A 12,892-nucleotide genomic window follows, 5' to 3' on the forward strand; every position below is an offset into this window, starting at 1 on the left:
AAGGGAAATAAAACATGCGTTTTGTGCAATTTTTATTTTTCAGACACGCTCTAGAGCGTATTTGAAAAATCATTCCCGCAATCTACATATCCTGCTTTGCGAAAAGCATTTTTCAAACGCGCTCAAAAAAGAGTTATATTTCAGAAATTTTAAATGTGTTTCTATTTCAGAACTACATTTAAACCATGAAATATAACTCTTTTGTTTTTTATAATTTCAGTGTTTAATTATTCTGCCAGAACGGAAGTTTCTCTGCAATCCTTATCAGATAGCTTCCACCCGGAATTCTTCTAAGCTGTGATTCTGACGGCTTGCTGATGATCAGGTAAGCAAACAGATAAACAACCGCAGCAACAGGAATGGAAACGATCAGACAAATGAAATTGGATTTTACAAAAATGTTCAGTCCATAGCAGATACAGCCTGCAACAATTCCCATGGGAACAGATGCAAGAACAGGATACAGATATCCTTCTTTCCATGGGTTCTTATACTGCAGATATTTCTTCATGGCTCTGTCATTTAACACACATACAACCACAGAATAGATCACCATTGCGATCAGCAGTGCGTAAACTCCAAGGTTTGTAGTAAACAGCAACACTACCACTACCACAATATCCACAACCAGTGCGATTGCTGCCGTAATCACCGGAATCCTCTGCTGTCCGATTGCCTGCAGAACTCCATTGGAAATATTTGACATTCCATTGAGCAGGATCGAAAAAGAACCAAGGATCAGCAGGTTGGCTGCCAGTCCTGTGGAATTTCCGTAAAGCAAAAATACAATCGGCTGTGCAAGCACTGCCAGTCCCATTGCACATGGGGCGGAAACTACCATAGAAAGCTGTACGGTCTGGTCAATGCACTCTCTGGTCGCTTCAATATCTCCGGTGGCATACAGAGCGGAAACTTCCGGAATCATGGAAGTAGGTGCCGTACTGGACAGCGTCAGAGGAATATTAATAATTGTCATAAAGTAAGTAGCATACTCTGCATATAAAATACCAATCTGTGCCGCATCTCCACCTCTTCTTCCCAGAATATCCGAGAAAAGATACCCATTGATATAAGCATTTACATTATAAACAAAGGCGCTGAGAATGATCGGCGAAACAACCAGGATGATCACACGAAAAATCTCTTTGTAGGACTCTTCCTGGTGTCTGTGATCTCTCTCTACCCGGTGCAGGATTTTTCTGCGGTTCACACCATATACCAGAAGCATGAATGCCAATGCAGTCACCACTCCGGCTCCGGTTCCTACTGTGGAACCTGCTGCCCCCCATTTTGCAATGCTGTTCTCTGTTCCATCTGAGAATGCATTGATAAATCCCCATGCAGCCAGAAGACTGACTGCCGCATTAAATACCTGCTCAATAATCTGGGAGATAGATGTTGGCATCATATTTCTGTATGCCTGAAAATATCCTCTGAATACCCCAAGAATACCGGACAAAAAAATCGTCGGAGCCAGGATCTGAAGTGCCGGAATTGCATCCTTCTGATTCTGAGGGATGATCAGCCCTGCTCCAAAGAGACAGAACAAACCGACCACTCCGCCAATCACCATGGCATAGATCATGGCACCCTTAAAGAACTTATGTGCATTTCTGTAATCCTTCAGAGCAATACGCTCGGAGATCAGCTTGGATACCGCCTGTGGAATACTAAAGGATGCGATCATCAGAAGGATCATATAGGCATTCTGCGCAAGGCTTGTATAGCCCATTCCAAGGCTTCCTATAATATTGGAAAGGGGACTCTTGTACAGAAGACCGATTACCTTGGAGATCATAGCTGCAATCATCAGAAAGGATGCATTTTTTACTAAATTGTTTTTCTGATTCATGTTATCACTGTGTGTCTTTTACCTGACTACACATTACCTCTTTTCTTATATATTTTCTATCTGCCAGTCGATTGGTTCCAGACCATTGGCAACAAGAAATTCGTTTGTTTTACTGAAATGTTTACATCCGAAAAATCCCCTGTAAGCAGACAGAGGACTTGGATGAGGCGCCTCCAGAATCAGATGCTTCGGATTATTCAGCATGGATTTTTTCATCTGCGCCGGACGTCCCCAGAGCAGAAATACAATAGGACGGTCCTGCTCATTCAGAACCTGGATCGCAGCATCCGTAAACTGCTCCCAGCCGATCCCCCTGTGTGAATTTGCCTGATGGGCGCGTACAGTCAGAACTGTGTTCAGAAGAAGCACTCCCTGCTTCGCCCACTTCTCCAGATAGCCGTTATTGGGGATATAGCATCCACAGTCATCATGAAGCTCCTGATAAATATTCACCAGGGACGGTGGCGTCTCCACTCCTCTCTTTACGGAAAAACAAAGCCCATGAGCCTGCCCGTCATTATGATAGGGATCCTGACCCAGAATCACTACCTTCACTTCATTCAACGGTGTAAAATGAAATGCATTAAACAGATCATCCGCAGGAGGAAAAATCTTCCTAGTCTGATATTCTGTCATCACCGTTTTATATAATTTCGCATAATACGGCTGGTGAAACTCCCCCTTCAGGGCTTCCAGCCAGTCACCTGAAATTGCTGACATACCTTATCCTTCACCTCTTATATTTTTCGTGGTCATCGTCTGACAGAAATTCCCCTGTCAGACAGATAATCCTTCACCTGAGAAATCTCCAGTTCTTTATAATGGAACAAAGACGCAGCCAGTGCAGCATCTGCTCCCCCTTCGGTCAGTGCATCATAAAAATGCTCCAGTGTACCTGCACCGCCTGATGCGATCACAGGAATGGAGACAGCATCAGCAATTGCTCTGGTAAGAGCCAGATCATATCCTGCTTTTGTACCGTCACAGTCCATACTGGTGAGAAGGATTTCCCCTGCACCCAGAGCTTCCACTTTCTTTGCCCACTCTATGGCATCAATCCCTGTATCCAGTCTTCCGCCATGTTTGTAAATATTCCATCCGCCGTCTTCTCTGCGCTTGGCATCAATAGCCACAACTACGCACTGGCTTCCAAACTTGTCAGCCGCCTCACTGATCAGTTCCGGTCTGTCAATTGCTGCAGAATTTACGGAAATCTTATCTGCTCCTTCTCTCAGCAGTTTCTTGAAATCATCTACAGTACGGATACCGCCGCCTACTGTAAACGGGATAAATACATTGGCAGCAACCCGTCTTACCATGTCAACTACTGTATCTCTCTGTTCGCAGGATGCTGTAATATCGAGAAACACCAGTTCATCCGCTCCTGCTGCATCATAGGCTTTGGCAATCTCCACCGGATCACCCGCATCGCGAAGCTGCACAAAATTTACGCCCTTTACCACACGTCCGTTATTTACATCCAGGCAGGGAATAATTCTCTTTGTAAACATTTTATTTTCCCTCCTTCTCAGTATTGCCGTCTTTTCCCACAGCAGCAAAATTTTCAAGTATCTTCAGTCCCCATTTGCTGCTCTTTTCCGGATGGAACTGGCAGGCAAATACATTGTCCTTTTCTACGGAAGCATGAATACAGGTGCTGTATTCTGTAGTAGCCTTTACAATCTCAGGCTCCTCTGCCTGCAGATAATAAGAATGCACAAAATATACATAGGTCTGTTCCGGGATTCCCTGAAACAGTCTGCCATTATTCTGAAAATGCAGGGAATTCCATCCCATATGTGGAATCTTAAGCCCGGGTGCAGGCGGAATCTTAACAATTTTCCCTTTCAGGATTCCAAGGCCTTCCACCCCCGGTGTCTCCTCGCTGCTTTCAAAAAGGAGCTGAAGTCCCAGGCAGATTCCAAGAAATGGCGTCTTCTTCTCTACAATCTCATGGATCACAGGTACAAGTCCGTATGTATGAAGATTCTCCATCGCCTGTCCAAAGCTTCCCACGCCCGGCAGGATTACTTTATCCGCATTTAACAAAGTCTGCGGATCGCGGGTTACTGTTGTTTCTTCCCCAAGATAATGAAGTGCTTTTTCTACACTTTTAATATTTCCGGCATCATAGTCAATTATTGCAATCATGTTATCCTCCTGATGTCATTATCTGTTTTCCTCATTATGGTAATCCAAAGGTTTTCCGGATCACATGTCAGACCGGAATAAAATATCCGATCAAAACGCTCCAATACAGTATAACCCAAAAACAGACAGTTGCAAAGTGCTTTCTTTGCTTCTGTCTGTTTTTATTCCGATCATACTACCAGTTACTGTTCACTCCATTCACAGTAACACGCTTCTCACTACGTTCACAATACCCGGATATCTTATCACTGCCTGCAATCCAGAGTGAACCAGAACTCCACGCCATTATCATAATTACATACCCCATATTTCTGGTTCATACTCTCAATGATTGCCTTAACAATTGAAAGTCCGATACCACTTCCGCCATATTCTCTTGTCCGGGCCTTATCTACTTTGTAGAATTTATTCCAGAGATTTGGGATATCCTCTTCCGGAATCGGAGTACCTGTATTAAATACGGTTACTTTCACACAGTCCTCTTCCTGAAGAACCTTAATTTCTACTTTTCGTTCTCCGTCCAGATGGTTCAGTGCATTGCTTGTATAATTGGTCACAACCTCTTCAATCTTAAACTCATCCGCCCATACATATACAGGTTCTGTTTCTTCAAAAATCACAGTTGCTTCTTTCTGTTCGATCATAATATGCATAGAACCAAGTACACCCCTGATCAGAGATACAATGTCAAATCTTTCCATCACCGGGGCATCTTTACCGGACTCCAGCTGATTCAGCGTCAGCAGGTTTTTGACCAGCTTGTTCATCTTTGAAGCCTCATCCATAATAACTTCACAGTAAAATTCCCTGCTTTCCGGATCATCGGAAATATTTTCATTCAGCCCCTCTGCATATCCCTGGATCAATGCAATAGGAGTTTTCAGTTCATGAGAAACATTATCAAGAAATTCCTTACGCATCTCATCAATTTTAATCTTATCTTCTATGTCTTTCTGAAGCTTGTTATTAGCCGATTTCAACTCTGAGATCGTGCTCTCAAGTTTTCTGGACATTTTGTTAAAGTTATCGCCAAGTACATCAATCTCATTACCTGCCCTGCTTTGATATCTGGCATCAAAATCCAGATCAGACATCTTCTCTGATAATTTGGTCAGTTCACTGATCGGGCGGGTAATACGATTTGTCATCACAAGAATCACAATACCGCTGACCACAATTATGATTATTCCTACAATGAAGTAAAAACTGTTGGAAATAGATGCACTTTCCTTAATACTTTCCAGAGGAGAACGGATCAGGAAATAGTAACCATTATCAAACTGTCCCCAGCATTCCACATATTCCATGCCTACAAAGCGATCATGCACCTGCCACATGGTACAGGTATCTGTCTTTTTGAGCACACGACTGTGCTGCATATCCTGATCCAGATTATTAATATACCCAAACAGCTTACTGCGGAGCATTTTTGCCATATTATTCTCTCCCCAGTAATAATAACCGCTGTTTTCCTCATTTACTATGATCCAGGTAAGGTTATTTCTGGAACTGCTCCTCTCAATCTCATCCGAAATCTCATCTGTTGCCTCTTTTTTGTCCTCTTCTATATCTGTATCATACTGCAGGATGTCATCCAGATTCATCTGAGACAACACTTCTTTTGCCTCCTCCAGCACTTCTACTTTTTTGGATACATAATATTTTTCAAGAAAAAGACCATTGATCAGAGTAATGGTAAAGATCGAAAGCAGTAACAGACATATAAACACTACTGAAATCTGATGTTGCAGAGTATGAAATTTTTTATCTGTTTTTCCGTTTCCTGTCATTCGTCTACCTCAAACTTGTATCCCATACCCCATACAGTCTTTATATATTCACCTTTATCTCCCATTTTACTTCTGAGCTTCTTAACATGGGTATCAATCGTACGAGCATCTCCAAAGTAGTCATAATTCCATACAGAATTCAGGATCTTTTCTCTGGAAAGTGCGATTCCCTGATTCTCCAGAAAATATGTCAAAAGTTCAAATTCCTTAAAGCTCAGTTCCATAGGCTTACCATCCACAGTAGCCAGATGTGCTGCTTTATCTATAACAATGCCGCCTGCTGAAATCACATCTTCCGGATTATTCTGACCTGTACGTCTCAGAATTGCCTCCACTCTTGCAACAAGGATTTTCGGACTGAATGGTTTGGAGATGTATTCATCTACCCCCAGATCAAATCCAAGAAGCTCATCTCTCTCATCACTTCTTGCAGTCAGCATAATGATCGGAACTTTTGAGTTCTTGCGAATCTCACGACAAACTTCCCATCCATCCATCTTCGGCATCATGACATCCAGAATAATCAGTGCGATGTCCTTCTCCTCATAAAAGATATCCATGGCTTCTTCACCATTACCGGCTTCCAGTACCTGGAAATTCTTCTTTGTCAGGAAATCCTTTACCAGCTTTCTCATACGGCTCTCATCATCCACCACCAGGATTTTTAATGTATCCATTTTATCCCCTCCGTTTTCCTTCATTATTTTCCGAAACAGTTTTTACTTTTTATTTATACTGTTTTCCGAGTATTGTTAAAATCCACGACTGTTCAGCGCCTTTACAGCCACAGCGCAAAATCCGGGAAAATCGCCCTCAGTAACAGATTTTATCTTTCATATGGTTACTATAGCAGAGATTTATGTAAGATTTGTGAACATATGACAGAAAAATTATAAGTATTGCCGTTCACAACACCAAACAGCCTCAAATATAAAAATCTTCTTGACAAATTCTGTTTTTATTTCTATACTGTTAATCAGTCGATATATCTTATATAATGAATGATATATCAATATTAAAAAGTGCTTTCGTCTCATCACCAGTGCTGTTTTATGAAAAACAGCGTTGCAGACTCATTTTCAGGGCTTGTACTGGTTTCGACGGGGGCTTTGAAGTTGGGGAAGCCATCCGCAGACTCCCAGACTGCGTACCAACCGGGAAACTAAATATAAACGCAGACGAACAGTACGCGTTAGCAGCCTAATTGCTGCTCGTCAGCCCTGATGCACTCACACTTCAGGAATCTGACGTCGACCATGTGAGAAACCTTGCCGGGTAAGCTTTGCCCCGGTAGATGTATCATGAAGCTACTAAGGTTGTAAGCCTGTCGGTGGGCGTACATCCAAGGGAATGTTAAAACAGCGACTGTGATGGGAGATGCCTCAATGAATAGGCTTTCGGACGCGGGTTCAATTCCCGCCAGGTCCATAAAAATTCCTTGATTTTATAAGGGTTTTATCTCTTGGTTTTTTAAGTAAGCAGGAAGTAAGCAAGCAAGTGTAATCAAGGCATGATAAAGAGTTTATCCACAAAGTGATACTTTACGGATAAGCTCTTTTTTATAGTCTGATTCGCTTACATCATATGTGTAGAAATTTTCATTTACTTCTGGTGTGTTTCCAATCAGGACAGCAGTTGTCACTGAATCTGCACCATTTACACGCATACGTGAATTTAAAGTCCTGCGAATAGCATGTATACTTTTAACCGGAATTTTTGCCTGTTCACATTTATAACGAGCACATTCAGAAATAGATTCTGGTGTACAATGACCTGTGACAGTAGCAAATTACAAATATAAAAAAGAGTTGCTGCCAGATGGTCAGTGTTGAATATTTTATGTAAATCCACTATAATATAATCAAAAAGGAGCGTGATCGTATGGCTTTACTCAAAGAAGAATCTTATACCATTGAAGATATTTATGCTCTGCCAGATGGCGAAAGAGCTGAACTGATTGACGGACACATCTATCATATGGCACCACCATCGTACAAACATCAGAAACTCGTCATGGAGCTTTCCGCTATCATCCGTAATTATATAAAACAGCACAAAGGAACTTGCGAAGTGCTTCCTGCACCATTCGCCGTATATCTTGATGAAATAAATAATACTTATGTCGAACCAGATATATCTGTGATTTGTGATCCAAACAAACTTGATGATAAAGGATGTAAAGGCGCACCAGACTGGATTATTGAAATTGTATCGCCTGCAAGCAGAAAAATGGATTATCTCCTGAAACTTTTCAAATATCGTTCCGCAGGTGTCCGGGAATACTGGATCGTAGATATCGCAAAAAACAGAATTACAGTATACAACTTTAATCATGATTATTCCATTGAAGAATATTCGTTCACTGATACTGTAAAAGCTGGAATTTACGAAGATTTATCTATTGATTTCTCAGAAATAAATATCCTGTAAAATCTAAAAAAGTTGGTAATACATCCCTTCTATATGGGATTTTACCAACTTTTTATTGTGCTTGTTCCATGACATATCCGATAGTTTGATTACCAAAACACATCTGGTATTCTTTATGGCGCCAAAGGATTTTAATGTGGATGTTTTTTATTCACCAAACTGTTGTGCACATTCTTTCAGCATTTCGCGGATTGGCAGATGGTACGGACATCTGGTTTCACATTTGCCGCATTCTATACAGGCGGAAGCCTTCACCGCAAGAGAACTGTAACGGTTTCTTGCCCAGTCTCCCAGCCCGTAACGATTAAGATAGCCTGCGAACAGGAACACACCCGAAATATCGATTCCCACACTGCATGGAGCACAGTAATTACATCTGCGGCAGAAATTTGTGCCAAGCTGATTCCGTACTGTCTGAACTTCCTCCAGTTCTTTCTCGCTTAACGGGGAATCATCAAGACAGGCCTTTATATTCTCCTCGATTTCCTTCTCTTCCGCCATTCCCGGGATCACAATAGTAACGTTCTTATTCGAACAGACATAACGCAATGCCAGCGTTCCATTTTCAATTGCACCACCGGCCAGAGGTTTCATATCAATAAAGCCGATGTTTTTCTCCTCACATTTTGAGATCAGCTCTTCCCCCTGACTCTCTACAATATTATATGGAAACATAATAGTTTCCACCCAGTCAAGCTCCAGAGCCCGGGCAAAAACCTCCACAGAATGAGCGGTCAGACCAATATGTCCGATTTTTCCTGCTGCTCTTGCCTCCTGCAGTGCTTCAAGGGCACCACCGGCCGCCTGCACCTGATCAAGCTGTTCCATACTCGGATTATGCACCTGGTATAATTCAATATGATCTGTACGAAGATTATGAAGACTCTTCTCAATATCTTCAGCCATAGCTTCCTTTGTACGTGCCATGGACTTTGTGGCAATTATAAATCTGTCCCTGATACCTTCCAGTGCATATCCCAGATATTCTTCACTGACCGTATATCCTCTGGCTGTATCAATATAATTTACTCCCCGGTCTGCCAGCTTATGCAGTAGTGTCTTTGTTCCTTCCGCATCAATTTTCTGGATCGGTATCCCGCCAAGGCCCATTCTGGAAACCCTGAGACCGGTTTTTCCAAGTGTTACATATTCCATATTTTTTTCTCCTATTTTCAATCAGAGATAAAAAACTGCCACCGGATCTTACCGATGGCAGTTTTTATCTCTTTACATCTGTCGATCAGACAAAACAAACAACTGGTTTCATCCTGATTATACTCGAGAAAGATATTCTCCTGTTCTTGTATCGATTTTCAGTTTGTCGCCCTGATTAACAAACAGCGGAACCTGAACCTGTGCACCTGTTTCTACAGTAGCCGGTTTTGTAGCACCCTGTGCTGTATTTCCGGCGAATCCCGGCTCTGTCTCAGTAACTTCAAGTTCTACGAACAGAGGAGGCTCAATAGCAAATACATTTCCGTTGTGGGAACAGATCTTAACCATCTCGTTCTCTTTAACGAATTTAAGAGAATCTCCAACCTGATCTTTTGTAAGACCAACCTGATCGTATGTCTCTACGTTCATAAAGTAGTACAGATCACCATCATCATACAGATACTGCATATCTACACGCTCAATACGTGCAGCCGGGAATTTCTCTGTTGGACGGAAAGACTTCTCAAGAACTGCTCCTGTAATAATGTTTTTGTATTTTGTTCTTACGAAAGCAGCACCCTTTCCTGGTTTTACGTGCTGGAATTCAACGATCTGACATACGTTTCCGTCAATTTCAAGTGTGATACCGTTTTTGAAATCACCTGCTGAAATCATAGTTATATTTCCTCCTTAATAGTACAGTTCAGCAATGCTGTGTCTTTTGACAACAACAGCCGTTCAAAGTGTGTGTCCCTCTCGTGCTTTTCTCAGTTTTGTGACACACTCTTATTTAATTTTATAATATTCTGCTGTTTTTTTCAACTATTTTTTACACATGTTTTTAATTTTTCTTCAAGCTGAGCAATCAGATCCTCAAACGGCTTATCTCCTGTGATCATCTCAACATCTGCAAACTTCGCATAAACCGGATCACGCTGTTTAAGAAGTTTCCTGATCTTATCTTCTTTGTCTTCTCCCTCGATCAGAGGATTGCTGCTAGAATTTTCCAGTCTCTTCTTCAACGTTGCATAAGATCCCTTCAAATATACTACAGTTCCCAGTTTTTTAATATATTTTGCATTCTGTTCCTGCATCGGAAGACCGGACCCCAGAGAAATGATCTTCTGTTCCGGATCATCGATCAGTGCCTTGATCACAGTTGTCTCAAGAGCTCTGTAAAATGGTTCTCCGAATCTGTCAAAGATTTCTTTCATTGTAAGGTTCATCTTCTTTGATACTACGCGGTCAACGTCTACAAAAGGAAGATTGAAATCTTTTGCCAGCCGTTTTCCTACTCTTGTCTTACCTGAACCCATAAATCCTATGATAACAATATGGTTCATGAATTCCCCTCCTCTTTGCGGTAAAAATATAGTACAATTCTTTCAAGATATCGTTTCAGTACGATCTGAATCTCTTCTTTCGGATTAAGTGGTTTCACCAGAATATTCCGGATTCCTGTGCGTTTCGCACCATATATATCAGTAAAGAGCTGATCTCCTATAAAAACTGTATTACTTCTGTCTGTCCCAAGAAGTTCCATTGCCCTGATATAATTTTTTGTTGAAGGCTTGTGTGCATTCTCGATAAACTGCGCTCCTATCGCATCATTAAAAGAAGAAACTCTCTCGTACTGGTTGTTTGACAGAAAACAGCATTTAAATCCAAGTTCCTTCAGATGTGCAAACAACGCACATGCTCTCTCATCTGCCGGTGCACCATGAGGTACCAGAGTATTATCTATATCAAACAGAAGTCCTCTGTATCCCTGCGCATACAGATCATCGAAGTTTATCACATAGGTCGAATCCAGATATTCATCCGGAAAAAAGCAATTAAACATCCGTAGTCATTTCCTTTATTTATATTTTTCTGAAAACAAGATCAGCGATAAGTGTCTGACAGTACGCTGTCCCCGAAATACTGAATCATTATGATCAGCGTTCATTAAGAGGAACATATACTGCCGGTTCCAGAACATTCTTATATGCCGGACGGATGATCTTATCTGCATTAATGAGCTCTTCCATACGGTGCGCACTCCATCCTACGATACGTGCAACTGCAAACATCGGTGTATATAATTCCAGTGGCAGATCCAGCATACTGTACACAAAACCGCTGTAAAAGTCTACATTGGCGCTTACACCTTTATAAATACGACGCTCTTCTGCAATTACTTCAGGTGCCAGACGTTCCACCATAGAATACAGGGCATAATCTTTCATTCTGCCTTTTTCCCTTGCCAGAGTTTCCACATATGCCTTGAAAACTTCAGCTCGCGGATCAGACACTGAATAAATCGCATGTCCCATTCCATAGATCAGTCCCTTCCGGTCAAATGCCTCTTTATGAAGAAGTCTCTTCAGATATGTCCGGACCTCGTCTTCATCCTTCCAGTCCTTAACTTCCTTCTTCATATCATCAAACATCCTGACAACTTTAATGTTGGCACCGCCATGCTTTGGTCCCTTTAATGAGCCAAGTGCTGCGGCAATCGCAGAATATGTATCAGTTCCTGATGAGGAAACCACATGAGTTGTGAATGTAGAGTTATTACCTCCGCCATGTTCCATATGAAGGATAAGCGCAATATCCAGAATCTTTGCCTCCAGATGTGAATACTTCTTATCCGGGCGAAGCATTCTCAGAATGTTCTCTGCTGTGGTAAGTTCTTTCTTCGGATTATGGATATAGAGACTCTTATCTTTAATATAATGGTTATAAGCCTGATATCCATAAACAGATAAAAGCGGAAATACACTGATCAGATTCAGACACTGTCTGAGCACATTCGGCAATGATGTATCGTCAGGGTTGGTATCATAAGAATATAAAGTAAGCACACTTCTGGAAAGCCCGTTCATGATATCCTTGCTCGGAGCCTTCATTATAACATCACGCACAAAATTTGTAGGAAGTGACCGCTGATTTGCCAGAAGCTGTGTAAAATCTGCAAGCTGTTTCTTATCCGGAAGACTGCCAAATAATAAAAGATAGGTAACTTCTTCAAATCCATATCTGTCATCTTCGATAAATCCCCTGGTAAGATCTTTGATATCATATCCTCTGTAGGAAAGACTTCCAGCACATGGAACTTCTTTGCCATCAACAATCTTTGTGGCTTTCACATTAGAAACCTGAGTCAGGCCTGCAAGAACCCCTTTTCCATTAATATCACGAAGACCTCTCTTCACATCATATTTTGCATACAGAGAAAGATCCAGACTTGTATGTTCCTTGCAAACCTCCGTCAGATTTTCAATTTCAGGTGTTACTTTGGTTTTAAATCCCGCCATGTAATAAATCTCCTTTCTTCACAATTCTCTCGATAATGATTCCCTCCTCGTTTCTGTCATCGCAACAATTTGCAGATGCACATCTCTGTAAATATTATAGCATTTTTTTCTCTTTCGGTCTACATCTTATATATTCTGTTTCTAAACATAAAAAATCAGATTGTTACTGTTCACTCCGTTCACAGTAACGTAGCCAAAATTCATTCCAGATTGCC

General features: G+C 41.5%; 13 protein-coding genes and 1 other RNA gene. 2 read left to right on the top strand and 12 right to left on the bottom strand.

The window, feature by feature from the left end:
- Window positions 1–223: 223 nt before the first annotated feature.
- The 6 genes from LJE09_RS15550 to LJE09_RS15575 all read right to left on the bottom strand — a co-directional run bounded on the left by LJE09_RS15550 (window position 224) and on the right by LJE09_RS15575 (window position 6,470).
- On the bottom strand, window positions 224–1,852 hold the full coding sequence (locus LJE09_RS15550; protein ID WP_022381210.1) for a putative polysaccharide biosynthesis protein: 1,629 nt from the start codon (window positions 1,850–1,852) through the stop codon (window positions 224–226).
- 45 nt (window positions 1,853–1,897) lie between these two features.
- Window positions 1,898–2,572: a uracil-DNA glycosylase gene (gene ung / locus LJE09_RS15555; protein WP_008703498.1), complete on the bottom strand. Its 675-nt coding sequence runs from the start codon at window positions 2,570–2,572 to the stop codon at window positions 1,898–1,900.
- A 32-nt stretch (window positions 2,573–2,604) separates the two neighbouring features.
- Window positions 2,605–3,363, bottom strand: coding sequence for an imidazole glycerol phosphate synthase subunit HisF (gene hisF, locus LJE09_RS15560; RefSeq protein WP_008703500.1), 759 nt, complete (start codon window positions 3,361–3,363; stop codon window positions 2,605–2,607).
- 1 nt (window position 3,364) lies between these two features.
- Window positions 3,365–4,003: an imidazole glycerol phosphate synthase subunit HisH gene (hisH, locus tag LJE09_RS15565; protein ID WP_008703502.1), complete on the bottom strand. Its 639-nt coding sequence runs from the start codon at window positions 4,001–4,003 to the stop codon at window positions 3,365–3,367.
- Between the two features lie 245 nt (window positions 4,004–4,248).
- Complete coding sequence (locus LJE09_RS15570; protein ID WP_227311531.1) at window positions 4,249–5,793, bottom strand: sensor histidine kinase; 1,545 nt, start codon at window positions 5,791–5,793, stop codon at window positions 4,249–4,251.
- On the bottom strand, window positions 5,790–6,470 hold the full coding sequence (locus LJE09_RS15575; protein ID WP_020993968.1) for a response regulator transcription factor: 681 nt from the start codon (window positions 6,468–6,470) through the stop codon (window positions 5,790–5,792). Before LJE09_RS15575 ends, LJE09_RS15570 begins: the two co-directional genes overlap by 4 nt.
- A 405-nt stretch (window positions 6,471–6,875) precedes the next feature.
- On the opposite strand from LJE09_RS15575, the gene ssrA reads away from it, so the two are divergent.
- Window positions 6,876–7,224, top strand: a transfer-messenger RNA (tmRNA) gene (ssrA, locus tag LJE09_RS15580).
- A gap of 91 nt (window positions 7,225–7,315) precedes the next feature.
- Here the strand turns inward: ssrA and LJE09_RS15585 are convergent.
- Window positions 7,316–7,459, bottom strand: coding sequence for a hypothetical protein (locus LJE09_RS15585; protein WP_008703512.1), 144 nt, complete (start codon window positions 7,457–7,459; stop codon window positions 7,316–7,318).
- Window positions 7,460–7,674: 215 nt separating this feature from the next.
- On the opposite strand from LJE09_RS15585, the gene LJE09_RS15590 reads away from it, so the two are divergent.
- Window positions 7,675–8,223, top strand: a complete 549-nt coding sequence (locus LJE09_RS15590; RefSeq protein ID WP_195284754.1) for a Uma2 family endonuclease — start codon at window positions 7,675–7,677, stop codon at window positions 8,221–8,223.
- 147 nt (window positions 8,224–8,370) lie between these two features.
- Here the strand turns inward: LJE09_RS15590 and LJE09_RS15595 are convergent, their stop codons facing one another.
- The 5 genes from LJE09_RS15595 to LJE09_RS15615 all read right to left on the bottom strand — a co-directional run bounded on the left by LJE09_RS15595 (window position 8,371) and on the right by LJE09_RS15615 (window position 12,677).
- Complete coding sequence (locus LJE09_RS15595; protein WP_025577088.1) at window positions 8,371–9,378, bottom strand: aldo/keto reductase; 1,008 nt, start codon at window positions 9,376–9,378, stop codon at window positions 8,371–8,373.
- Window positions 9,379–9,495: 117 nt separating this feature from the next.
- Window positions 9,496–10,053: an elongation factor P gene (gene efp / locus LJE09_RS15600; RefSeq protein WP_008703519.1), complete on the bottom strand. Its 558-nt coding sequence runs from the start codon at window positions 10,051–10,053 to the stop codon at window positions 9,496–9,498.
- 143 nt (window positions 10,054–10,196) lie between these two features.
- A complete protein-coding gene (locus LJE09_RS15605) occupies window positions 10,197–10,721 on the bottom strand; it encodes a shikimate kinase (protein ID WP_227311532.1) in 525 nt (174 codons plus the stop codon).
- On the bottom strand, window positions 10,718–11,221 hold the full coding sequence (locus LJE09_RS15610; RefSeq protein ID WP_008703523.1) for a YqeG family HAD IIIA-type phosphatase: 504 nt from the start codon (window positions 11,219–11,221) through the stop codon (window positions 10,718–10,720). Before LJE09_RS15610 ends, LJE09_RS15605 begins: the two co-directional genes overlap by 4 nt.
- Window positions 11,222–11,315: 94 nt before the next feature.
- Window positions 11,316–12,677 carry a citrate/2-methylcitrate synthase gene (locus LJE09_RS15615; protein ID WP_008703524.1) on the bottom strand — a complete coding sequence of 454 codons (1,362 nt, stop codon included), beginning with the start codon at window positions 12,675–12,677 and terminating at the stop codon, window positions 11,316–11,318.
- Window positions 12,678–12,892: the final 215 nt, after the last annotated feature.

This window comes from Blautia sp. DFI.3.45, assembly GCF_020593505.1.
Taxonomy (GTDB): Bacteria; Bacillota; Clostridia; order Lachnospirales; family Lachnospiraceae; genus Blautia_A; species Blautia_A wexlerae.

What these genes read in the sequence shown, in the direction of transcription:
- LJE09_RS15550 (WP_022381210.1), bottom strand. Translation starts at nt 1,852, where the DNA reads ATGAATCAGAAAAACAATTTAGTAAAAAATGCATCCTTTCTGATGATT.
- ung (WP_008703498.1), bottom strand. Translation starts at nt 2,572, where the DNA reads ATGTCAGCAATTTCAGGTGACTGGCTGGAAGCCCTGAAGGGGGAGTTT.
- hisF (WP_008703500.1), bottom strand. Translation starts at nt 3,363, where the DNA reads ATGTTTACAAAGAGAATTATTCCCTGCCTGGATGTAAATAACGGACGT.
- hisH (WP_008703502.1), bottom strand. Translation starts at nt 4,003, where the DNA reads ATGATTGCAATAATTGACTATGATGCCGGAAATATTAAAAGTGTAGAA.
- LJE09_RS15570 (WP_227311531.1), bottom strand. Translation starts at nt 5,793, where the DNA reads ATGACAGGAAACGGAAAAACAGATAAAAAATTTCATACTCTGCAACAT.
- LJE09_RS15575 (WP_020993968.1), bottom strand. Translation starts at nt 6,470, where the DNA reads ATGGATACATTAAAAATCCTGGTGGTGGATGATGAGAGCCGTATGAGA.
- LJE09_RS15585 (WP_008703512.1), bottom strand. Translation starts at nt 7,459, where the DNA reads ATGCGTGTAAATGGTGCAGATTCAGTGACAACTGCTGTCCTGATTGGA.
- LJE09_RS15590 (WP_195284754.1), top strand. Translation starts at nt 7,675, where the DNA reads ATGGCTTTACTCAAAGAAGAATCTTATACCATTGAAGATATTTATGCT.
- LJE09_RS15595 (WP_025577088.1), bottom strand. Translation starts at nt 9,378, where the DNA reads ATGGAATATGTAACACTTGGAAAAACCGGTCTCAGGGTTTCCAGAATG.
- efp (WP_008703519.1), bottom strand. Translation starts at nt 10,053, where the DNA reads ATGATTTCAGCAGGTGATTTCAAAAACGGTATCACACTTGAAATTGAC.
- LJE09_RS15605 (WP_227311532.1), bottom strand. Translation starts at nt 10,721, where the DNA reads ATGAACCATATTGTTATCATAGGATTTATGGGTTCAGGTAAGACAAGA.
- LJE09_RS15610 (WP_008703523.1), bottom strand. Translation starts at nt 11,221, where the DNA reads ATGTTTAATTGCTTTTTTCCGGATGAATATCTGGATTCGACCTATGTG.
- LJE09_RS15615 (WP_008703524.1), bottom strand. Translation starts at nt 12,677, where the DNA reads ATGGCGGGATTTAAAACCAAAGTAACACCTGAAATTGAAAATCTGACG.